Source organism: Puia sp., from assembly GCF_035546395.1.
Lineage (GTDB): Bacteria > Bacteroidota > Bacteroidia > Chitinophagales > Chitinophagaceae > Puia.
Map to the genome: position 1 here is coordinate 64,404 of NZ_DASZXR010000017.1, position 21,124 is coordinate 85,527.

Annotated in this window: 21 protein-coding genes; 14 read left to right on the top strand and 7 right to left on the bottom strand. The window is 54.8% G+C overall.

What is annotated here, in order from left to right; translation table 11 throughout:
- Window positions 1-21: 21 nt before the first annotated feature.
- The 11 genes from VHE34_RS25345 (at window position 22) to VHE34_RS25395 (ending at window position 9,356) form a co-directional block, all read left to right on the top strand.
- Complete coding sequence (locus tag VHE34_RS25345) at window positions 22-699, top strand: GDSL-type esterase/lipase family protein (protein ID WP_325593190.1); 678 nt, start codon at window positions 22-24, stop codon at window positions 697-699.
- A gap of 164 nt (window positions 700-863) precedes the next feature.
- Entirely contained in the window at window positions 864-1,940 is a 1,077-nt protein-coding gene (locus VHE34_RS25350) for a hypothetical protein (protein ID WP_325593192.1), read from the top strand.
- A complete protein-coding gene (locus VHE34_RS25355; protein ID WP_325593194.1) occupies window positions 1,874-2,674 on the top strand; it encodes a glycosyltransferase family protein in 801 nt (266 codons plus the stop codon). The genes VHE34_RS25350 and VHE34_RS25355 overlap by 67 nt, the downstream gene beginning before the upstream one ends.
- Before the next feature lie 4 nt (window positions 2,675-2,678).
- Window positions 2,679-3,536: a transketolase gene (locus VHE34_RS25360; protein WP_325593196.1), complete on the top strand. Its 858-nt coding sequence runs from the start codon at window positions 2,679-2,681 to the stop codon at window positions 3,534-3,536.
- 10 nt (window positions 3,537-3,546) lie between these two features.
- Window positions 3,547-4,461, top strand: coding sequence for a transketolase family protein (locus VHE34_RS25365; RefSeq protein ID WP_325593198.1), 915 nt, complete (start codon window positions 3,547-3,549; stop codon window positions 4,459-4,461).
- Window positions 4,451-5,791, top strand: coding sequence for an aminotransferase class III-fold pyridoxal phosphate-dependent enzyme (locus tag VHE34_RS25370; protein ID WP_325593200.1), 1,341 nt, complete (start codon window positions 4,451-4,453; stop codon window positions 5,789-5,791). Before VHE34_RS25365 ends, VHE34_RS25370 begins: the two co-directional genes overlap by 11 nt.
- 1 nt (window position 5,792) lies before the next feature.
- Complete coding sequence (locus VHE34_RS25375; RefSeq protein ID WP_325593202.1) at window positions 5,793-6,623, top strand: SDR family oxidoreductase; 831 nt, start codon at window positions 5,793-5,795, stop codon at window positions 6,621-6,623.
- Window positions 6,620-7,111: an HAD-IIIA family hydrolase gene (locus tag VHE34_RS25380; protein WP_325593204.1), complete on the top strand. Its 492-nt coding sequence runs from the start codon at window positions 6,620-6,622 to the stop codon at window positions 7,109-7,111. Before VHE34_RS25375 ends, VHE34_RS25380 begins: the two co-directional genes overlap by 4 nt.
- Window positions 7,112-7,114: 3 nt before the next feature.
- On the top strand, window positions 7,115-8,011 hold the full coding sequence (locus VHE34_RS25385; RefSeq protein WP_325593206.1) for an N-acetylneuraminate synthase family protein: 897 nt from the start codon (window positions 7,115-7,117) through the stop codon (window positions 8,009-8,011).
- Between the two features lie 3 nt (window positions 8,012-8,014).
- Window positions 8,015-8,971 (top strand): sterol desaturase family protein, encoded by a 957-nt coding sequence (locus VHE34_RS25390; protein ID WP_325593208.1) that lies wholly within the window; start codon window positions 8,015-8,017, stop codon window positions 8,969-8,971.
- 19 nt (window positions 8,972-8,990) lie between these two features.
- The gene (locus tag VHE34_RS25395; protein WP_325593210.1) at window positions 8,991-9,356 is read left to right on the top strand and encodes a DMT family transporter; all 366 of its coding nucleotides are present in this window, start codon (window positions 8,991-8,993) and stop codon (window positions 9,354-9,356) included.
- 21 nt (window positions 9,357-9,377) lie between these two features.
- On the opposite strand, the gene VHE34_RS25400 is transcribed toward VHE34_RS25395, so the two are convergent.
- On the bottom strand, window positions 9,378-10,487 hold the full coding sequence (locus VHE34_RS25400) for a BamA/TamA family outer membrane protein (RefSeq protein WP_325593212.1): 1,110 nt from the start codon (window positions 10,485-10,487) through the stop codon (window positions 9,378-9,380).
- Window positions 10,488-10,785: 298 nt separating this feature from the next.
- Between VHE34_RS25400 and VHE34_RS25405 the strand changes: the two genes are divergently transcribed.
- Window positions 10,786-11,253, top strand: a complete 468-nt coding sequence (locus tag VHE34_RS25405; RefSeq protein WP_325593214.1) for a hypothetical protein — start codon at window positions 10,786-10,788, stop codon at window positions 11,251-11,253.
- Window positions 11,254-11,862: 609 nt separating this feature from the next.
- On the opposite strand, the gene VHE34_RS25410 is transcribed toward VHE34_RS25405, so the two are convergent.
- The 5 genes from VHE34_RS25410 to VHE34_RS25430 are packed head-to-tail and all read right to left on the bottom strand — an operon-like array spanning window position 11,863 to window position 18,014.
- Window positions 11,863-12,570, bottom strand: a complete 708-nt coding sequence (locus VHE34_RS25410) for a DUF92 domain-containing protein (protein ID WP_325593216.1) — start codon at window positions 12,568-12,570, stop codon at window positions 11,863-11,865.
- The gene (locus VHE34_RS25415; RefSeq protein WP_325593218.1) at window positions 12,564-13,334 is read right to left on the bottom strand and encodes an SOS response-associated peptidase; all 771 of its coding nucleotides are present in this window, start codon (window positions 13,332-13,334) and stop codon (window positions 12,564-12,566) included. Before VHE34_RS25415 ends, VHE34_RS25410 begins: the two co-directional genes overlap by 7 nt.
- 1 nt (window position 13,335) lies before the next feature.
- A complete protein-coding gene (locus VHE34_RS25420; protein WP_325593220.1) occupies window positions 13,336-13,833 on the bottom strand; it encodes a hypothetical protein in 498 nt (165 codons plus the stop codon).
- 19 nt (window positions 13,834-13,852) lie between these two features.
- The gene (gene dinB / locus VHE34_RS25425; RefSeq protein WP_325593222.1) at window positions 13,853-15,046 is read right to left on the bottom strand and encodes a DNA polymerase IV; all 1,194 of its coding nucleotides are present in this window, start codon (window positions 15,044-15,046) and stop codon (window positions 13,853-13,855) included.
- Between the two features lies 1 nt (window position 15,047).
- Window positions 15,048-18,014: a DNA polymerase III subunit alpha gene (locus VHE34_RS25430; protein ID WP_325593224.1), complete on the bottom strand. Its 2,967-nt coding sequence runs from the start codon at window positions 18,012-18,014 to the stop codon at window positions 15,048-15,050.
- Between the two features lie 267 nt (window positions 18,015-18,281).
- On the opposite strand from VHE34_RS25430, the gene VHE34_RS25435 reads away from it, so the two are divergent.
- Window positions 18,282-18,518: a hypothetical protein gene (locus VHE34_RS25435; RefSeq protein ID WP_325593226.1), complete on the top strand. Its 237-nt coding sequence runs from the start codon at window positions 18,282-18,284 to the stop codon at window positions 18,516-18,518.
- Window positions 18,519-18,712: 194 nt separating this feature from the next.
- Complete coding sequence (locus VHE34_RS25440; protein ID WP_325593228.1) at window positions 18,713-20,104, top strand: alpha/beta hydrolase family protein; 1,392 nt, start codon at window positions 18,713-18,715, stop codon at window positions 20,102-20,104.
- A gap of 39 nt (window positions 20,105-20,143) precedes the next feature.
- Here the strand turns inward: VHE34_RS25440 and VHE34_RS25445 are convergent, their stop codons facing one another.
- Window positions 20,144-21,034: an OmpA family protein gene (locus VHE34_RS25445; RefSeq protein ID WP_325593230.1), complete on the bottom strand. Its 891-nt coding sequence runs from the start codon at window positions 21,032-21,034 to the stop codon at window positions 20,144-20,146.
- Window positions 21,035-21,124 lie beyond the last annotated feature (90 nt).

Genomic DNA, 21,124 nt, shown 5'->3' on the forward strand with positions numbered 1-21,124 from the left:
TGAAACCATGGAAAAGCCGCGATGAAAAAAAAACTGCTGTTTGCCTTTCTCCTCTCCTTTTTATTGCTAACTGTTCAACGGCTGGCTGCGCAGCAGGCTCCGGCGCCTTTTTGGAATGAGATAGCCGAGTTCAAGCATAGAGACAGTCTTCATCGTCCGCCTGCGAATCCGATCGTTTTTGTCGGGAGCAGCAGCTTTCGCAAGTGGACGACGGTACAAGCAGATTTTCCCGGTTATCCGATCCTTAACCGCGGCTTTGGCGGATCGACGCTGGATGACGTCGTCCATTATGCGGGAGACATCATCTATCCTTATCACCCGAAGCAGGTGGTTGTCTATTGCGGCGACAACGACCTGGCCGCGGATAAGAAGGTGAACGGAAAGAAGGTGTTCAAAAAATTCCAGCATTTATACGAGCTGATCCGGAAGCATCTGGGCAATGATGTAGACATCCTGTATGTTTCGATCAAGCCGAGTCCTAGCCGGGAGCGCCTGATGCCGGAGATGGAGCGGGCCAACGATCTGATCCGGAATTTTATGGCCGAGCACAGCCATGCTTCTTTCGTGGATGTGTATCACCTGATGCTGAACGCACAGGGACATCCGATGGAAGATCTTTTTGCTGCCGATAGGCTGCACATGAATGATAAGGGCTATCGCATCTGGCAGCAGGCGATACTTCCGTATCTGGATAAATAGTTGATAAATGCGGCGCTGAACGCACAATATTAAGTAATTATGATTTTCGGTCCGGGCTGCAATTGGTACCTAAGATAAAAAGAAATTTGCGGATTAATTAGTCAAGCTTAGTAACTTTATCAGGAGAAGATTGTAATACGGTGGTAAACTAAGTCTGCTAACACATGTCGAAGGATACCATGGCGCCACGGAAAAAGATACTTTTCATCATAGGATCACCTAACCAGGCTAGCCAGATGCATCAGATAGCGTCTCATTTGCCTGACTATGATTGTTTCTTCAGCCAGTTATACAGCAAGCATCCCATCATAAAAGCAGCGGTCCGCGGCGGGTTCCTGGACACGACGATCCTTTCGGGCGAGTTCAAGCGACAGGGGGATGCTTATCTTAAAAAACATGGATTGCGCAACGACTATGCGCAGGGCGTTTATCAAAATCGTTATGATCTCAAGGTGCTTTGTTCGGATCTGCTGGTGACCCGGGAGTTGCGGAAAGGGAAGACCATTTGGGTACAGGAGGGGATGACCGATCCCATTACTTCCTGGGGGAGGATGACCTGGCGGCTGGGGCTGCCGGGGTATTGGGCGAGGAACACGGCCTTCAACGGAGCCGGCAACATCTGTGATATCTATTGTGCGGCCTCGTCGGGATATAAGGATCAGTTTGCCCGATATGGTACGGATGCGGAGAGGATCGTGGTCACCGGTATTCCCAATTACGATAATGCCGCGGCGCTGTTGAAAAATGATTTTCCGCGGCGTGGTTATGTGATGGTGGCAACTTCCGATATCAGGGAGTGTTTCAATAAGGACGACCGGCCGGCCTTTATCCGCCGATGTGTGCGAATAGCGGCGGGCAGGCCGCTGCTTTTCAAACTGCATCCGAACGAACTGAAGGAGCGGGCGATGGGGGAGATCAAACAATATGCGCCGGGGGCCAGCATTTACACCGAAGGGAATACGGAGCAAATGATCGCCAACTGCGATGAGTTGATCACTCAATATTCCACGGTCGTGTATATCGGTATCGCGCTGGGCAAGAAAGTACATTCATATTTTGACGTCGATGAATTGAGGAGGCTGGCGCCTGTTCAGAACGGCGGGACGTCGGCGGCGTCCATCGCGGACATTTGCCGCCGGTATATTGAATTCAACGGAACGAAAGACGAATTTTTGTGGAATCTATCATTACCATCATTCAAACGAGAAGGGGTTCGTCCCGTCTCCCTGACAAGGTGCTGATGCCTTTGCAGGGCAAGCCTCTTTTTGTGCGGCAGGCCGAAAGGGTCAAGGCTGCGCGGCTATGTGGCCGGGTGATCGTTGCCACGACTACCGATGCGGGCGACGATCCGATCGGGGAGGTATGCCGCAAGGAGGGGTTGGATTGTTTCCGCGGGGATGCGCAGGATCTGCTGGACAGGCATTACCAGGCGGCGCTACTTTATCCTGCCCGGGCTGTAATCAAAATACCCAGTGATTGTCCCCTGATCGATCCGGCTGTTATTGATACCGTCATATCCTTTTATTTGGACCATCCTGGCGAATACGACTTTGTCAGCAACCTGCATCCGGCGACCTGGCCGGATGGCAACGATGTCGAGATCATGACCTTTTCCGCGCTCGGGCGGGCCTGGCGGGAGGCCAACCGGCCATTGGAGCGGGAGCATACGACTCCTTACTTTTGGGAGCGGCCGGATGAATTCCGGATCGGGAATGTGGTTATGGAAGGCGGCGTTGACTATTCGATGAGTCACCGGTTCACCATCGACTATGCGGAAGATTATGCTTTTATCCGCGCGGTGTATGATGAGCTGTATCCTTCGAATCCTTTCTTTGGAGTTGCCGATATCCTGGCCTTGCTGGAGCGGCGGCCGGATATCTATGCGATAAACAGCGGGTATGCCGGGGTCAACTGGTACCGGCATCATCTCGATGAATTGAAAACCGTCAGTGCTGAACAGACAAAACAATTATAAGTAAATGATGACAAAAACCGAACTGGAGTCCCTGCGATCGACGGCTCTGCGTGTCCGGGAACATATCATCCGGATGTCGGAAGGCGGGGGATGTTTTATCGGCGCTTCGCTTTCCTGTGTGGAGCTGATGGTCTATTGCTATGCGCGGGTGATCCGGCGAGACAAGGACCGGCCGGCCGATCCTGACCGGGACTATCTTTTTCTTTCGAAAGGCCATGACGTGCCCGCGCTATACGGAACTTTTGCCGAGATGGGCTTGATGGATGCTTCCCGCCTGGGCAATCACCTGTCGACTGCGGACAGCATCTACTGGCATCCGAACCGCAATATCCCGGGTGTCGAGTTCCATTCGGGTTCGCTGGGGCATTTGCCGGCGGTGGCGGCGGGTGTAGCGCTCGATTGCCGGCTGCGGCAGGGAGACAACCGGGTTGTCGTGATCACGGGTGACGGAGAGTTGAACGAGGGCAGTGTTTGGGAGACGATCCTGGTGGCGAATGCCTATGGACTGGATAATCTGACCATTCTGGTTGACCGGAACCAGTTCCAGGCCAATATCCGGACCGAAGAGCTGGTGCCGCTGGAGCCGCTGGCCGACAAGTTTGAAGCATTTGGCTGTTTTGTTTCACGGGTGGATGGCCACGAATTCGGGCAATTGGAAAAGGCGTTTAGTGAGCGGTCGCCGCAAGGCAAGGTGCGGGTGATCATCGCCGATACAGTTCGCGGTAAGGGGTTACCGAGCATCGAGGCCCGGGCGGACCGCTGGTTCTGCAGTTTTACGGCCGCGGAAGTAGCGCAATTATTGGGGGAGCTGCATGGGAATACAGCCGCTTCTCTTGAATCCAAAACATTGGTTGTACGGTAATAAAGAACTTATGACTTACGAAGAACTCCTGATACAAACGGCATTGGAAGACGAGCGTATCGTCGTGATGACGGCGGAGAACCGGGCACTGGTGCGCAGTGCGCCGAAGGTCCTGGGCAATCGCTTTATCGATACGGGGATAACGGAGCAGACGATGGTGGGCATGGCTGCGGGGCTTGCGCTTCGCGGGCGGATCCCTGTCGTGCATGCTCTCGCGCCTTTTCTGACCATGCGGGCCTATGAATTCATCCGGACGGACGTGGGGATTGCGAACCTGCCGGTTAAGCTTTCCGGATATATTCCCGGCTTTCTTTCGGATGGGAATGGGCCGACGCACCAGTCCATCGAGGATGTTGCGATCATGCGTGGTATACCGGGCATGGAGGTGTATGCGCCGGCGGACGAGGACGACGGGGTGAAGATGCTGGGGCATATCTGGTCTTCTCCGTCGCCTGCTTATACGCGGATCAATCACAAGAAAGGCGTTTACGAGCATGCGCCGTATCGGCCGGGGCAGGCGGAGATCGTCGCCGAAGGGAAGGATGTGACCCTGTTGGTATATGGATTCCTGTTCGAGAATGCCTACCGGACCCGGGAACTGCTGGAGCGGGAAGGGCTTTCGGTGGGGCTTGTCAACATGCGGTCGCTGAAGCCGGTGGATGAAGAAGCCATTGTACGGGCGGTGGTTGGTTCGGCACACCTGGTGACTATTGAAGACCATTTGCAGACCGGGGGACTTTACAGCATTGTTGCGGAGGTATTGCTGCGGCGCCGGCTGGTGGCCGACGTGGTGCCGTTGTCCCTTGGAGAGCGCTGGTTCCGGCCGGGGCTTTTGAACCAGGTGCTGGAGACCGAAGGGTTTACACCGGAGAAGATGACAAAGACGATCGTTTCAAAAATAAATTCTGTCAGTTATGCCAAATAAAGTTGCTTTTAATGAAGACTACCCGGTGACCACGAATTCCGATGCCCTGTATGAGCGGGCAAAACCGATCATGACTCCCGTGACGCAGACGATGGCCAAGGGGCCGGGGCAGTATGTGGACGGCGTGGCGCCCAAATATCTGAAGAAGGGCAAGGGTTCGCGGGTCTGGGATGTGGATGGCAATGAATTCATCGATTATAACGCGGCGATCGGACCGTTATCCCTTGGATATGCGTATCCGCGTGTAGATGAGGCCATTATCGAACAGCTGAAGGACGGCATCACGTTCTCGATGATGCATGAACTGGAGGTCGTTCTGGCCGAGCTGGTCCACAAAGTGATTCCCAATGCCGAATCCATCCGGATCAGCAAGACCGGCGCGGATGTGACCAGCGCGGCGGTACGGGTGGCCAGGGCATATACGGGAAGAAATAAGGTGCTTTGTTGTGGTTATCATGGCTGGCATGACTGGTATATCGGCGTGACGAGCCGGAATGCGGGGATACCAGCGGCGGTCAAGGACCTGAGCGCTACGTTCGAGTACAATGATCTCGATTCGGTGCGCAATGCGCTGGACAGCGATACGGCCTGTGTCATTTTAGAGCCTTTTGTTTTCGAAGCGCCGAAAAATAATTTTTTGCAGGAGCTGAAGGCTTTATGTGAGGCCAACGGCACGTTGCTGATCTTCGACGAGATGTGGACGGGCTTCCGGATCGCGGTCGGCGGAGCGCAGGAATATTTTGGTGTTACGCCGGACCTGGCCTGCTATTCGAAGGCTTGCGCCAATGGCATGCCGATCTCGCTGCTGACCGGCAGGCGGGAGATCATGGAGCTGTTCAAAGGAGACGTATTCTTCTATACGACCTTTGGCGGGGAAGCGTTGTCGCTGGCTGCGGCGGTGGCTACTATCCAGGAGCTGATCGAGAAGAATGTTCCCGCTTATCTTGCCGTCCAGGGGAAGAAATTGAAAGAGGGGTACAATGTGTTGGCGAAGGAGCTCGGCATCGATGGATATACGCGGTGTATCGGTTATGAATGCAGGTCGATGGTGAGCTTCGATGCGACGGCGGGTAACCCGCTCGAGCTGAAGTCGTATGTTCAGCAGGAATTGATCAAGCGGGGCATCCTGTGGTCGGGTTTTCACAATATGATGTACAGCCATTCGGATGCCGATGTGGAGTATACGCTGAAGGCTTACCGGGAAGTGCTTGGGCTGCTGAAGGAAGCGGTGGAGGCAGGCGATGTGGCAAAACGACTGAAGGGAAAGCCTGTGGAGGCTGTGTTCCGCAAGGTGAGCAATTTTAACATGAAACCAGCGATCAAGGCATAGCATGGAATTATTTTCATTGGACGATAAGATAGCGATCGTCACCGGGGCCTGCGGGCTGTTGGGGACGCAACATTGCGAGGCATTGGCAGTGGCAGGGGCGAGGGTCGTGGCGGCTGACCTGGATGAGAAGGCGGCGTCGGCGGTTGCGGCGAAGCTGGGGGGGCGGGATGGAGCAGAACAGGGCAAGGGACCGCATTTGGGTATCGGGTTGGATGTGACCAGCGTGGCATCTTTGCAGTCGGCGCGGGCGCGGATCCTGGATGCCTTTGGGCGCATCGATGTGCTGGTGAACAATGCCGCCATCAACGATATGTTCGAAAATCCCCTTTTGGCGGGTCAGCAATCGATGTTCGAGAACTATCCGCTGGAGATGTGGGACAGATCGTGGAAAGTGAATGTCAGCGGGGTATTCCTTTGTTCGCAGGTGTTGGGCGGGGTGATGGCGGAGCAGGGGACGGGAAGCATTATCAACATCGCCTCGACCTATGGGGTTGTGGCCCCGGACCAGAGCATTTACCGGAATGAGGCGGGGGAGCAGACCTTTTATAAGTCGCCTGCTTACCCGGTGACCAAGTCGGCCGTGATCGGGTTTACGAAATTCCTGGCCGCGTATTGGGGAAACAAGGGAGTGCGGGTGAATGCGCTATCGCCGGGAGGGGTGGAGAACAGGCAGGATGAATTTTTTAAAAATAACTATTCCCGAAAGACATTGTTAGGCCGGATGGCTGCGCCATCCGATTATAAGGGGGCGATCGTATTCCTGGCCAGTGATGCGTCGGCTTACATGACGGGAGCGAATCTTATTGTCGACGGGGGGTGGACAGTCATATGAGTAAGGAAAAAGCACAAAAAATCAAGCTATTGATCACGGATGTGGATGGCGTACTCACCGATAACGGGGTGTATTATGGAGAGAATGGCGAGGTGATGAAACGTTTCTCGATCCGGGACGGGATGGGGGTGGAGCGGTTGAGGAAGCTTTGTCAGATAGATACGGGTATTATGACCGGTGAGCTGTCGCCTTCGGTTGTCCGGCGGGCGGAGAAGCTGCAGATCACACATCTGTATTTGGGGGTGAAGGATAAGCTGGGGCGGATGAACGAGATACTGGCGGCGCATGGACTGACCTGGGAGCAGATCGCCTTTATCGGGGACGATGTCAACGACCTGGAGGTATTGCAGCGGGTGGGGCTCAGCGCCTGTCCGGGAGATGCGATGCCGGCGGTTCGCGAATGTGTCCACTATCAATGCCAGGAACGGGGTGGATATGGGGCCTTCCGGGAGTTTGCAGAACAGATCATTCAACTACTTAAACAATAATTTATGAACACCAAATTTCGCGTTAGTCCCAACAGAAGCATTGGTGCCGGCCAACCTGTGTACATCATCGCCGAGATCGGCATCAATCACAATGGAAGCCTCGATATCGCCAAAAAATTGATCGATGAGGCGGTTGCCGCGGGTTGTGATGCGGTAAAGTTCCAGAAGCGTACGCCGGAGCTATGTACTCCTAAAGATCAATGGCATTTGGAACGGGATACGCCCTGGGGACGGATGACGTACATCAATTACCGGAAGATCATCGAGCTGGGTTATGACGAGTATTCCGCTATCGATGCGTATTGCAAGGAGAAGGGGATCGACTGGTTCGTTTCCTGCTGGGATGAGCAATCGGTGGACTTCATGGAGCAGTTCAACCCCGGCGTCTATAAGTTCGCTTCGGCTTCGCTGACGGATTTTGCGTTGATCGAGAAGGTGAAGCAGACGGGCAAGCCGTTCATCCTGTCGACGGGAATGTCGACGATGGACGAGATCAAGGCGGCGGTCGATAAGTTCGGTACGGAGAACATGATGATCGCGCATTCGACCTCGGCCTATCCCTGTCCGCCACAGGAGCTGAATCTCCGGATGATCGAGACGTTGGGCGAGCTGTATCCGGACACCCCGATCGGGTATTCCGGTCACGAAACGGGGCTGGCCACGACGGTTGCGGCCGTAGCGATGGGCGCCTGTTTTGTGGAGCGGCATTTTACCCTCGATCGCGCGATGTGGGGATCCGACCAGGCGGCTTCGGTGGAACCGCAGGGAATGCAGAAGCTGGTGCGCGATATCAGAGACGTGGAGCTGGCGCTTGGGGATGGTGTGAAGCGCGTATACGACAGCGAGCTTGGGGCGATGAAACGTTTGAGGAGGGCTCGTCCGACGGCTACAGCTTTGTAATTAATGGGTACTATTGTATACTATACTACGGCGGCGTTGGTGATCAGCGTTTTCGTCTTTGTCTGGCTGGAGCGGAGATTCCCTTATACCAAGGGAATTCCCGTGTTCCGGGATGGATTTTGGGTGGATCTTATCTGGTATACCTTTATCCAGAGTTATTTCCTGAAGATCCTCATTTTCGGCTATCTCATCGAGCCGATGCGGCGGAGCTGGCACCTGGAGTCGATGCATTGGCTGGATCATTGGCCGGTCGCGCTGCAGGTATTGCTTTTTCTGGTGATCCATGATTTTTACATCTACTGGTTCCACCGGGCGCAGCATCATTCCAAACTGCTTTGGCGGACGCATGAGGCGCATCATTCGAACAAGGAGGTGGATTGGCTGGCGGGGACGCGGTCGCATGTGGTGGAGATCATTATCAACCAGACGATCGAATTTGCACCGATCGTGTTGTTGCTGGGGCCGGATTCGCCGGTGGTCCCCATCAAGGCGCTGATCGACGCGGTCTGGGGGATGTATATCCATTCCAATATCGATGTCCGAAGCGGGAAATTGCAATATTTCATCAACGGTCCCGAGATGCATCAGTGGCATCACGCCAATGACAGGGCGGTGTTTTATGCCAATTATTCGACTAAATTCGCCATGTGGGACTGGATCTTTGGGACGGCTTACCTGCCCGGCCGGAAGAAGCCGGCGGAATATGGGTTGTATTATGATTATCCCAAGGATTATTTCCTGCAGCATTGGTTTTCGGTGAAGCGGATCGACGAGCGGAAGTGGGTGGAGCGGTATCCCTGGTTTAGGGCTTATTATCATTCCCGGCGGCGGGTTTGGCAGTGGATGTTGCGGAAGTTTGGCATTGGCGGGACTGTTGCCGGGCGGGGGATCGGGTCGGAGCGGACGGGGGCTGCGGCCGAGGGGAAGGAACGGATCGCGGCGGATGGCGAGGCGGCATGATTTTAGTTTTTTTACAGATATGGCCTGGATCTATCTTTTTATAGCGTCGGTCTTTGAGATCGCATGGACTTTCTCTTTGCGGTTTCTGAGCGTGAAAAAGCTCAAGGCCCTGCAATGGCAGGGTTTTTTTTCTCATTGGGACAATTGGTTGGTATTGGCGCCGTTTGCCGGTTATGTGGTGTTTGGATTGGGCAATATCTATTGCTTTTCGGTGGCGATGAAGGAAATTCCCGCTTCGACGGCGCTGGCTGTCTGGATGGGAACGGCGTTGATCGGGGTGAAGTTTGTGGAGATCGTATTTTATAAGACGCCGTATGACTGGCAGCAGTTCGTTTATATGGGGTTTATTTTGATTGGGATCGTCGGGTTGAAACGGATGCCTTAGCGGGCTGTGGTCCGCCGGGGCCTAGAAGGCTTCTCTTAGCTGGACCGTGAATGCGTTGGAATGTTTGGCGATGCCGTAGTCGACCCGCAGGTTCAGCTTTTCCTCCTTACTTAATGCGAAACGCACTCCACCGCCATAGGCGAAGTGGAATCCATCCAGCTCGAATTTGCGGGGGGTGGAGGCGACTTCCCCGGTTGAAGCGAAGGCTACCGCGCCGAGGCGCCAGAACAGGAAGCGGCGATATTCGGCCTGGTAGGCCATGAGGCATTTATCGGTAAACCTCCCGCCATAGTAGCCGCGCATCATATCCGCTCCGCCCAGTTCTTCCAATTTCCGGAAGGGCGTCTCGCCGAAAGTAAAGCCGCCGAGGCCCTGGAGGGCGAAGACCTCTTTATCGGAAAGGTGGATAAATTTCCGGAGGTCGACGCTCAGCAGGCGGAAATTGAAATCGCTGCCGAGGTGCTGATCGAAGTATTCGAACTGGATCTCCGCGAAGGCGCCGCGATCGGGGCTATAGGCATTGTTACGGGTGTCCCAGGACAGGATGGGGCCGATGCCCGAGGTATTGCCGCCATGCCGGCCTGGGATGCTTTGCTTGTCGAAGACCCCGCCCGGGGTATAGCTTACGGGGCCGGTGTGCTGGAACTCATAGGTAACGCCGAGGTACAGGTTCCCGTGAATACGTTTCAGGAACTGCGGATTGATGAAGAACTGCTTTTGGGAGAACCCTTCCTTATCCTGGAAGGATGTGTGGTTACCCAGGCCCCAGAAATCGTCGGGGTAATAGCTATAGGAGGCCTGGAAGCGGGCGATATGATCTTCTTTTGGAAAGAAGATGGTGGAGCTGAGGACGAGGATCAGCTGGGAACGAAGCGTGTATAAGCCCAGGAGATTGATATCCGAGGTTCGGATGGTGGTATCTTTTGCTTTGAAGAAGCGGGCGGCGATGCCGCCAAAGCCCCAGTCGGTCTCCAACGAGCGGACGGCAAAGGGAAAGGCGAGGAGATTTTTATTCTTAATGGCGGGATGGGCGGGAACGGTGTCCAAAGGGATCCTTTCGCGCTGCTGTCCGAAGGAGGATACGGAGGCAATAAATACAAAAAGGGTGATGAGCCGGGCCCTCATGATCATATATATAGTAATGGTGTTTTCGGTCTATAATATTTGCCCGAGATATGCTTTTCCAAAAGGTAGCGTATCTCCGGCAAAGCGCTAATGATTGTCCTTCGGACGAGGACCTTCCAGGTGCTTAACAGGAATAGCGGCGCAAAGATCACTCAAAATGGGTCTTCGGGCTGCTTTTTTGGAAACTTAATCCCAAACTGGGACGGCGGGAAGGGGGGTAAGTGTTTTCAAGTAGTTTAAAATCAGTGTTTTGAGAGTTGGTATGCCAATTGTCTTTAAGTCAATGTACCCAAAAATGAAAATTATGACTTTCGCTAAATCCCAGGAATTACAAGCAGGTATGTTGAAGAGTAAGATCGATGAATTGCAGAGTGCGTTGTTTTTCAACGAAAGCAACTCGATCGTCAAGCTCCCGACGCATGTAGTATCCGATGTGGAGCTGGATAGCGAAGGGCAGATCTGGTTCGTGATCCCGAAGCCGCCGATGCATATCGAAGCATATGAGAAGGAGATCCCTGCGAAGCTGGATTTCTTCAAGAAAGGGAAGGATTTCTTTGTAAAGGTAAGGGGTACCGCTTTTCTGCAGACGGAGTTGGATGAGGCTAACGCCAATGCAGAGTTGAGCGATGAGATGAAGGCGAAGATGAATGATGAGGCGGTGATAGCGGTGAAGATCAAGATCCAGGAATTCGAGCTGGTGGATAATACTCCCAAGCCTTCTCAGAATTGGCTGCAAGCCAGCCGGAGTCAGCTGTCGAGCTGGTTCTTCTAGGAATTTGCATACTGCGCGTGTTACATATAGGAAGCTGAGTCCGCGACATTGTTCGCGGATTTCAGTTTTTGGGGGGTGGCTGATCGTTTGTTGTTTGGGAAAGTAAGGATAAAAAAAAGGTCTGCTGTAGAAACAGCCGACCTCTAACGATTGCTTGCCATATGAAAACTCTTTATCTGGATGGCACCTTTTTACGGGCGCCTTTGATATCGTGTTTGATGGTACAAATATACTATGCTTTTCGGGTGCGGGGGAGACAACTTCGTGTTAATTCTATTATCTCAAACATCCTAAAATTTGTATAAAACCCTTGCTGGTAGTGGGTTTCCGATGATTTAGCAAATGAAGCCCAAATAAAAGATCCCGTACTTATACGCCATGCTGTCCTGCACTGTCCTGTCTTCTTTTTTACCGGTGATTGGGTAGTTCGCCAATGTCTTTCCGCAAGCGGGCTAACCGGACTCCGCCGGTTAAAGAGCTAACCAGTCGCCTTGCGGCGACCGGTCAGTCGGGATAGAATAAGGCAAAATGACTATGGTTTAATTGGCGCAGCCTCTATAAAGATAAGGTGTTTTGCTAAATAATTTGGCAAATTGCAAAGATTTTTTTCTACGATAGGACGAGGGCGAAGAGCGCAGCGATGGCGGTGTTCAGAAAATTGACCGTGTTGTTGCCGAGTTTGCCTTTTCGTTCGAAGAGTGCGCCGAGGGCGGAGTCGGCGAGGTTGCCGAATGTGCCAGCGAGGACGATGGTGATGAATTGATGAAGGCTCCATTGGGTGGCGAGGGCCCATGCGGCGGCGATAAGGATCGATCCCACGATACCGATGAAGGTTCCTTCCAGGCTGACGACTCCATCCAGCCCTCGTTGGTCGGGTTTTAGTGTAAGAATATTAATGAACCGGCGGCCATAGACCATGCCCAGTTCTGAAGAAAGAGTGTCGGCGGTGGCGGAAGAAAAGCTTGCGGCCATCAGGAGGAGAAAGAGCGAATAGTGGTGAGGGATGATGATGATCAGCAGTCCCAGGATAGCGGCGACGCCGGCATTGGCCAGGACCTGGCCCGGCGTGCGGCTTGATTCATGCGCGGCACTGCCCTTGATGTTGCGTTTTTTTTCCTTACCCCAGGACGTAGCGGCGGTGCCGAGAATGAAGAACAGCGCGAGCAGTAACAATCCCGGGTAGCCGCTGCCGGCATAGATAGCTGCTCCCGTTAGCACGCCGGTGATGCCGGCGGCGGGTGTCAGCTTCCGGCGGTAGACAGCGGCGGCGGCGGCTCCGATGAGGAGGACGATGACGAAGAGATGCGATGCTAGCATACTAAGGGTGGAAGATCGGCATAAAGGAACGGTTCGTTCTTTGGCTTGCCGTCGGGCCGGGGCGTTCTGCTGCGGATGCTGAAGACGGGCTCGGCGATGAGCTGTTCGGATGGCATCTCGTAGTTGAGGATGCGGGCGATGTCCGAATCGGTGAGATCGGGTCTCAGCCACTCGAGTTCCATTTCCTTCGTCAGGAAGACCGGCATCCGGAATGCGTTGTCGCCGCTGTTGTGGATCTGCCGCATGAGTGGATTGGCCGCGCGGGTAATGAGCGTGAACATGCCCCGCACTTCACCTGTTTCGGGATCGGAAGGCATCTTTGTGTTGTAGTGATACAGGCCGGGGATACAGTACAGGGGGCGGTTCTTTAACCGGATATGATAGGGGACCTTGTTCTTCCAGCCTTTTATCTCGCGGTGTTCGTAGATGCCCGTGACGGGAATGAGGCAACGCGTCCCGCGGATCCGGTGCCAGAACGAGCGTTTGTCTTCGATGATCTTTTCGCTGCGGGCGTTGACCATCGATTTGCGCATGGCCTTTATCTTTTCGGGGGTATCCATGTATTCGGCGATGATCCCCCATTCGAAGTTCTTGCGGTGGTACCCTCCGTTTTCGAAGATGATCACGGGGTAACGGTTATGCCCGAGGGCCATGAAATGCATGCCCATGTCGAGGTCGAAGCTGATCTCGCCGTCATGGGCGAGGTTGGGGAAATACTCGTCGATGAGCTGTAAGGCGGAATAAAAGGCGATGTCAAGGCACATGTCAATATTTTTCTATGAGGTCAAATGGAATGGTATCGTCCTCGTCGGAATAGCTGAATTTAAGAAAAAGTTGGCCAAGTTCTTCATAGAGTCCGATCTGTATCTTGTCCCCTTGTTTCTGCGGTCGCCATGCAGGGTGATGGCGGCGAAGATAGTGGCGCATCTTTTCCTGGTATTGGGCCGGTGGTTTCCATTCCACGCCTTTGCGGGCAGCGTAAAAGATCTTGTAGCCAAAGGGCTGGCCGGCGGCGATGCGCAGCTTTTCCAGCTGGGCGGGGATCTCGGCGTCATAGAGAAAGGCGTTGCCGTCCTTCTTTAAGGCTGTGAGGTGTTGATCGGCTGTGGCCTTTTCTTCTTCGTCATAGCCCCGGATCAGGAAGGCCGCGATCAGTCTTGCTTCCATGCCGCGGGGAAAGGTCTGCCTGACGAACCAGCGTTTGCCTTTGGCGAGCTGGTCGTCGAGGAGGCCCCGGGTGAATAGTGGAAGGGGGTTGTACATGGACGTAAATTACGATTTTTTATGGGTCCCTTTTGACTCCCACAGCGCGGAGGAGCGCTTTCTCGCCGTAGCGGCGTTTGATGGAGTCGATGGACTGGTAGAGGCGGATCATTTCCTGGGTATCTTCGTATAGCTTTATCTGGTAGTTTCCTGGAACGAGCCGGGTGAAGCGGATGCCGAGAAGGCGGATGAGCATGCGGCGGTCGTAGAGTTTGTCGAACAGCTCCTGCGCGGTGGCGAGAAGAATATCATCTGCGTTGGTATAGTCGATAGTCTTTTGTTTGGCGACGGTGTCGAAGTTGGAATAGCGGAGCTTGACGGTTACGCAACCGGTGAGCTTGTCCTGGCGGCGGAGATCGAAGCCGATGGATTCGGTCATGCGGACCAGTTGTGCGTGGAGGAAGCCGAGGTTGATCGTGTCGGTCTGGAAGGTGTGTTCGGTGGAGATGGACTTCTGCTCGCGGTAGGGGATGATGGGCGACTCGTCGAGGCCGTTGGCTTTTCGCCAGAGATCGATCCCATTCTTTCCGAGCATGGCGCCGAGCATCTCGACGGGGATATCGCTTAGCGTTCTTATCGTCTCGACGCCGCGGCGGATGAGCTTGTAGGCTGTTTCCTTTCCGATGCCGGGCAGTTTGGCAACGGAGAGCGGGGCGAGGAAACTCTTTTCCCCGCCAAAGGCGATCTCCAGCTGGCCGTTGGGTTTTATCTCGCCGGTGGCGACCTTGCTGATCAGTTTATTGCTGGCGAGCCCATAGGATACGGGCAGGCCGCTTTCGCGTGTCACGCGGGTCTTCAGTTCCTTTGCAAAAAGGCTGCACCCAAAAAATTTATCCATGCCCGACAGATCGATATAGAACTCGTCGATCGAGGCTTTCTCGAACAGCGGCACGTTGTCCTGCACGATCTCGGTCACCAGGCGCGAATACTTCGAATAGGATTCCATGTCCCCGCGGATGATGATGGCTTCGGGGCAAAGCCGGCGGGCCAGCCGGATCGGCATGGCGCTATGGATGCCGAATTTCCGGGCCTCATAGCTGCAGGCTGCGACGACGCCGCGATCGCCGGAGCCGCCTACCAGCAACGGCTTGCCTTTTAGCCGGGAATTTTTCAGACATTCCACCAATACGAAAAATGCGTCGAGATCGAAATGGGCGATATGGCGGCGGGATGCGGCCGGATCGACGGCGGGGGGGATGATGGGGGCAGACATGTCAGACGGTTTGCGGTGTTCGTGCTTTTATTCCGGCCTTTTCGACACGGGTAACCTCGATGCTGCAGACGCCGAACTCTTCGATCACCTTTCCGGTGATGCGGAAAAAGCCGGCCTGGGGGGGATGCGCTGCATGGATGGGTGGGAAGTGTACGGTGTCGATCCATTCTTTGTGGACGTCGAGGAAAGTGCCGAAGCTCATCGTGTCGCCTTTCGCTGTCCGGACGGGTTTGTGGGTGATATGGTAGCCCAATACGGTCACGGTCTGGCCGATATGGCCGGGAAGATCGCGGGCGGTGAGATACCGGGAAGGGTCGTCGTCCACCAGGAAGAAGGGGTCGCCGGCGGGGAAGCCGAGCAGCTGGATGTCATCATAATAATCCTCCATGGGGTAGACGGGGAGCTCGGGGAGGATATAGGCGACGGGCGCCTCTCTGAACAGCGGATGAGGCGCCGGGTGAGTAAGCTTTGTCTTCTTTTGTAAGAAATCGCCTTCCCATAACAGCTCTTTCTTGTTTTTCCCGGTGAACCGGAGGGCGCCGGTGCGGATGAGGATGTCCAGCTGCTCGGGAGTGGGGGCGGTGCGTTCGATGAGATCGGCGAGACCGGCATAGGGACCGGCGTCCTGGCGGGCGTCGATGATCCGCTGGGCAAAGGCCTGCTCCAGTCCCTTTATATGCACGAAGCCCACGTGGGCATCTTTTCCATGGATATTTGTCAGGTAATCGCTGTTATTTACGCACGGCCGGTGTACCTGGGCGCCGGCCCGCATCAGCTCATAGAAATACAGCTCCCGGCTGTAGAACCCGCCGAAGTTGTTGATCACGGCCACGGCAAACTCTATGGGATAGTGGGTCTTCAGGAAAAGGCTCTGGTAGCTTTCCACGGCATAGCTTGCCGAGTGCGCCTTGCAGAAGCTGTATTCGGCAAAGCTTTCGATCTGCCGCCAGACCTCTTCCACGGCATCCGTGGCATAGCCTGCCTCCCTGCAATTGGCGAAGAACTTCTCCTTTAACATCGGCAGGTGTCCCTTCCCGCGATATTTGGAGCTGGTGGCGCGGCGCAGGAGATCGGCGTCGGCCATTTCCATGTTGGCCCATTCGTTGGCCACCTGGATGACCTGTTCCTGGTAGATCATCACGCCATAAGTGGAGCCGAGGATGTCCTTTAATTTCGGATGGAGGTATTCGAACTTGCCCGGGTTGTTATGCCGGTAGATGTACTGATGCATCATCCCGCTGCGTCCTACGCCCGGCCGGATGATCGAGCTGGCGGCCACGAGGCCCTCGTAGCTGTCGCATTTCAATTTTTTTATCAGCTGCCGCATGGCGGGCGACTCGATATAAAAACAGCCGATGGTGTTGCCGGCGCGGAGCTGTTCCTTTATGTCCGGGTCTTTCTTGAATTTATCGATCTCGTGGATATCGATGTCGATGCGGTGGTTGGCCCTTATCAGCTGGATACATTCCCTGATATGTCCCAGGCCCCGCTGGCTCAGCACATCCAGCTTGTAGAGCCCGATGTTCTCCGCGACGAACATATCGATCATCGCGGTCGGGAAGCCCTTTGGCGGAAGATGGATCGCGCAGTAACTGGAGAGCGGTTTTTCGGAGATGAGAATGCCGCCGGGATGGATGCTCAGCCCGCTGGGGAAGTTTTGCAGCAGTTTGCCGTATTGGAGAATGGTTCGCTGGATCTTGTCCTCCGAATATCCTTTTGCCGCCAGGTGATCGATCTCGGCCTTGGGAAGGCCGAAGACCTTGCCCAGCTCGCGAACGATGGCATTATATTGAAAGGTCGGGTACATTCCCAGCAGCGTGGTGTGGTTCCGGCCATAGCGTTTCATCATATAGTCGATGATCTCGTCGCGGTCGAGCCAGGAAAAATCGATGTCGAAATCGGGCGGGCTCATCCGGTGAGGATTCAGGAACCGTTCGAAATAGAGATCCAGTTCGATGGGGTCCACGTCGGTGATCTGAAGACAGTACGCGACGAGGGAGTTGGCCCCGCTGCCGCGGCCGACGTGGTAGAAACCCCGGCTTTGGGCATAACGGATCATATCCCAGGTGATGAGGAAATAGGCCGTGAAACCCATCTGATCGATGATGCGCAGCTCTTTGTCGAACCGTTCCTTTATCTTTTTATTGGCGCCATAGCGGAACCGGAACCCGTCGCGGGCCAGCTTTTCGAGCAATACCCGGTCGTCCTCGCGGCTGGCGGTGAAGAGCTGTTTATTCTTATCCACCCCGAAATCCATCTCTATGGCGCAGGTGTCGATCAGCCGGTACGTGTTTGTAATAATGGCCGGATATTGCCGGAAGGCGGTGAGCATGTCCGCCTGGGGAAAGAAGTATTCCTGCGGGGAGGCGAGGTCTTCGGGTTTTAACCTGGACAGCAGGGTGTTGCGGTCGATCGCCCGGAGGAGCCGATGAAGGTTGTACCAGGTCTTGTTCTGAAACGTTACGGGCTGCCGGATGACCCATTTGTCGGGATAGGAGGCCAGCGGCAGCTTTAGCAGGCGATTGACCTCGCCGGGCAGCACCCCGATGCGTTCGTTGGCGGCCAGCGATTCCGGCGTCTTGCCGCCGAGCGGATAGATGATGAATCCATCCGTAGGGGTATCAAATACCGGGTCGAAGGCGCCGGGTTCGGGGAAGGGCTTTTTGTCACGTAAATGATCGGAGAGGAACTCGTTGATCCGGCGGTATCCTTTATTATTGGCTGCGATCAGGATGTAGAGAAGGTTGTTGCCGTTTCGGATCTCCGCGCCGAGGATGGGTTTGATGCCGTGCCGGCCGCAAAACCGGACGAAATCCCAGGCGTCGCAGGTGGAGTTGATGTTGGTAAGTGTCAATGCGGTAGCTCCTGCCTCTACTCCCGCTTCTACTAATTCTTCTGTAGCGAATGTTCCATAGTTAAAACTGAAATAGGACTTGCAAAAGTACATGGGAAGGTCTTGTGGAAACAAAACTAATATTTTTAGTTCTCTAAATACTAAAAATATTAGTAAATTTGTTTTGACAAAATGCTTTGTGATCCTTTGCTGAAGCGGGTTTTAGAGAAAATGGCAAAACGGGAGTTTGATAGGGCTGAATCTGGATTCAGATGCGGAAGAAGTGGGGTAGAAAAAGAGACACGATTAAAAAATAGCATTTTGGAAGCCTTCATCTAATTCAAAAAAACACTTTCTTTGATTATGGGAACCAGAGACCCGCGTTACGACCTTATCAAACCCATGCTGTCCCAAGGTCAAATTGAAACATTCGGCGATATCTTTAAATATATCAAGAAGACGGTAGTGGCCAACGATATGGGAAAGAAGGTAGACAGGTTTACTATCATGATGGAACAGCCGAAGAAGTTCTCTGTGGGAGATGTTTATGAGATGGCCGGGCTGTTCAGTATCGACGTGTTGCAGATGTTCACTCTTTTGTATAAAGAAGACCTGAAAAGAACTAACAGTAAAGTATAGTTGTGTCCAGTGTTCCATAACCATTAGCTGTCGAGCCCTTGTTCCTATTTTACCTTTAAGATCCAGTCCTGAGTTTCGACCCGAATTTACAACCTTTCGTTGGGCCGACCCGGCAAGCCGGGCCGGCCCATTTGTTGATTGGCCTTTGGCCCGGGGACCTGTTGTCCCCGATTGTTTTTTTGTATCTTCAAAGAATGAGAAAGGTTATCGCGACGGCGGGGCTTCTATGGGTTGCGCTCGCGGCGTCGGCGCAGGATATCACGGGTGACTGGACGGGTCTGCTGAAGGCCGGCGCCATACAGGTGCATATCGTCTTTCACATCACCAGGCAGGATACGGGTTATAATGCCTTGATGGACAGCCCGGACCAGGGTGTCAATGGGATCCCCGTCGCCTCTGCCCGGCTGGTGGACGGGCGGCTGACGCTGGAAGTTGCCCAGCCTAAGATCGAATACAGCGGCGAGTGGAGGGACAGCCTTATTACGGGGACCTTCCGGCAGGCGGGGCTATCCTTTCCGTTGGAGATGCGGCGGGGCATGCCGGCGGCGCCGGTCCGGCCGCAGACGCCGGTAAGGCCTTATCCGTATGTCGAGGAGGAGGTGCGGATCGAGAATAAGGGGGCGGGTGTCGTGCTTGCCGGTACGTTGACCCTGCCACCCGGAAAAGGGAGATTTCCTGCGGTGGTGCTGATCACGGGCAGCGGGCCGCAGGACCGCGACGAGAGCCTGATGGGGCATAAGCCTTTCCTGGTGATCGCAGATGCGCTCACCCGGCGGGGGATTGCGGTATTGCGGTATGATGACCGGGGAACGGCGCGGTCGACCGGCGATTTCCGCAAGGCGACGACGGCGGATTTCGCCACCGATGTCGAAGCGGCGGTGGCCTATCTTAAGACCCGGAAAGAGGTCAACGCCCGGCGGATCGGATTGATCGGTCATAGTGAGGGCGGGATCATCGCGCCGCTGGTAGCGTCGCGGAACGGGGATATCCGGTGTATCGTCCTGCTGGCGGGGCCGGGTTTGCGGGGCGAGGAGATCCTTCTTTCGCAGCAACAGCTGATCGGCCAGGCAAGCGGGGGATGGGGTAAGCCGGCGCAGGAAATGGTTGACGTGAACCGGGGGGCGATGGATATCATCGTCCGGGACAGCTTGCGGCTGGAGCATGCCGATACGATCAAACAACAGCTGGCCGCCTACTTTGAACAGCGATCGGTCCAGGTCCCGGCACTGAAGTCGGGGGGACCGGAAGTCGTCCGCGCGGCGATCGGGCAGCTGACGAGTCCCTGGATGGAATATTTCCTGGCCTATGACCCGGCGCCGGCGCTGGAGCGGGTCCGGTGCCCGGTATTGGCGATGGCCGGCTCGAAGGACCTGCAGGTGCCGCCGGAGGAGAATCTGGTGGCTATCGGCCGGGCGTTGGAGAAAGGCGGGAATACCCATTTTGAGGTCAAGGAGTTTCCCGATCTCAATCACCTGTTCCAGGAGTGTACGACCGGGCTACCGGGGGAGTATGCGAAGATCGAGCAGACGTTTGCGCCGGCGGCGTTGGAGTTCATGGTGAATTGGGTGGTGAAGCAGTGTAAATAAAGAAACCGGAACCGGGTGGGCGCCCGGTTCCGGCATATATTAAAGCCCGTTGGAGTCGGGTGTTTGCAGGAGGCGATAGAGCTCGTCGAGCTTTGGCGAGAGGATGATATCGGTTCGGCGATTCTGCGCGCGGCCTTCCGAGGTCGCGTTGGATTGAACGGGCTCGTACTGGCTATGGCCGGACGCGATCACCCGGGTGGGATCGACGCGGTAGTCGACCGTCAGGATGCGAACGATGGATGCCGAACGGGCCAGGCTGAGGTCCCAGTTGTCCTGGTATTTGCCGTGGATGGGAATTGAATCGGTGTGGCCTTCGATATCGACGGTGATATCGGAGTTCTGGTTGAGGACGACCGCCAGTTTGGAGAGGGCGTCCTTGCCTTTGGGATTGACGACGGCGCTGCCGGAGGGGAACAGCAGGTTCTCGGAGAGACTGACATAGACCTTACCGTTCTTGATGGAGACGGAGAGGTCTTTTGCGTTGAAGCCTACGAGGGCGTTGTTCATTTTTTTGAGGATGTCCTGGATGGCGTGTTTCTGTTTGTCCATCAGGGCCTGCAGGTGTTCGAGCTTGGCCTGGTTCTCGAGCAGTTCTTTCTGGCTCTTTGTCAGCGCGGCCTGGCGGGCGGCGCCTTCGGATGCCAGGTCTTTGTTCTTGCCGGTGAGGGAGGCAATTTGTTTATTGAGTGTCGCGATCTCCGTACGACGGGCCTCCAGTTGCTGGTTTAGCGAATCGATGGACTTTGCAGATTGCTGGTCCTTTCTCGCCATGGCGGCCTGGAGGTCTTTCACTTTGTTGGCCAGCTGGGCGCTGTCGTACCGGGCGGAAGCCAGGGCCTGCTGGACGTCATTGAATTTTTTGGTGGGAACGCAGCCGATAAAAAGAACAATTCCGGCGACGAATGTGAGGAGTGCGATCTTGTTTGTCATAACGTGATATTGCAGTTTGCCCGCAAATATAAAAAAAGATTCGTTGCTTTGTCCGGTTTCAATGCTACCTGCCGGACGGCGAAAATTCCC

Coding starts and splice junctions, on each gene's coding strand:
- VHE34_RS25345 (WP_325593190.1), top strand. CDS start 22: ATGAAAAAAAAACTGCTGTTTGCCTTTCTCCTCTCCTTTTTATTGCTA.
- VHE34_RS25350 (WP_325593192.1), top strand. CDS start 864: ATGTCGAAGGATACCATGGCGCCACGGAAAAAGATACTTTTCATCATA.
- VHE34_RS25360 (WP_325593196.1), top strand. CDS start 2,679: ATGATGACAAAAACCGAACTGGAGTCCCTGCGATCGACGGCTCTGCGT.
- VHE34_RS25365 (WP_325593198.1), top strand. CDS start 3,547: ATGACTTACGAAGAACTCCTGATACAAACGGCATTGGAAGACGAGCGT.
- VHE34_RS25370 (WP_325593200.1), top strand. CDS start 4,451: ATGCCAAATAAAGTTGCTTTTAATGAAGACTACCCGGTGACCACGAAT.
- VHE34_RS25375 (WP_325593202.1), top strand. CDS start 5,793: ATGGAATTATTTTCATTGGACGATAAGATAGCGATCGTCACCGGGGCC.
- VHE34_RS25380 (WP_325593204.1), top strand. CDS start 6,620: ATGAGTAAGGAAAAAGCACAAAAAATCAAGCTATTGATCACGGATGTG.
- VHE34_RS25385 (WP_325593206.1), top strand. CDS start 7,115: ATGAACACCAAATTTCGCGTTAGTCCCAACAGAAGCATTGGTGCCGGC.
- VHE34_RS25390 (WP_325593208.1), top strand. CDS start 8,015: ATGGGTACTATTGTATACTATACTACGGCGGCGTTGGTGATCAGCGTT.
- VHE34_RS25395 (WP_325593210.1), top strand. CDS start 8,991: ATGGCCTGGATCTATCTTTTTATAGCGTCGGTCTTTGAGATCGCATGG.
- VHE34_RS25400 (WP_325593212.1), bottom strand. CDS start 10,487: ATGATCATGAGGGCCCGGCTCATCACCCTTTTTGTATTTATTGCCTCC.
- VHE34_RS25405 (WP_325593214.1), top strand. CDS start 10,786: ATGACTTTCGCTAAATCCCAGGAATTACAAGCAGGTATGTTGAAGAGT.
- VHE34_RS25410 (WP_325593216.1), bottom strand. CDS start 12,570: ATGCTAGCATCGCATCTCTTCGTCATCGTCCTCCTCATCGGAGCCGCC.
- VHE34_RS25415 (WP_325593218.1), bottom strand. CDS start 13,334: ATGTGCCTTGACATCGCCTTTTATTCCGCCTTACAGCTCATCGACGAG.
- VHE34_RS25420 (WP_325593220.1), bottom strand. CDS start 13,833: ATGTACAACCCCCTTCCACTATTCACCCGGGGCCTCCTCGACGACCAG.
- dinB (WP_325593222.1), bottom strand. CDS start 15,046: ATGTCTGCCCCCATCATCCCCCCCGCCGTCGATCCGGCCGCATCCCGC.
- VHE34_RS25435 (WP_325593226.1), top strand. CDS start 18,282: ATGCTGTCCCAAGGTCAAATTGAAACATTCGGCGATATCTTTAAATAT.
- VHE34_RS25440 (WP_325593228.1), top strand. CDS start 18,713: ATGAGAAAGGTTATCGCGACGGCGGGGCTTCTATGGGTTGCGCTCGCG.
- VHE34_RS25445 (WP_325593230.1), bottom strand. CDS start 21,034: ATGACAAACAAGATCGCACTCCTCACATTCGTCGCCGGAATTGTTCTT.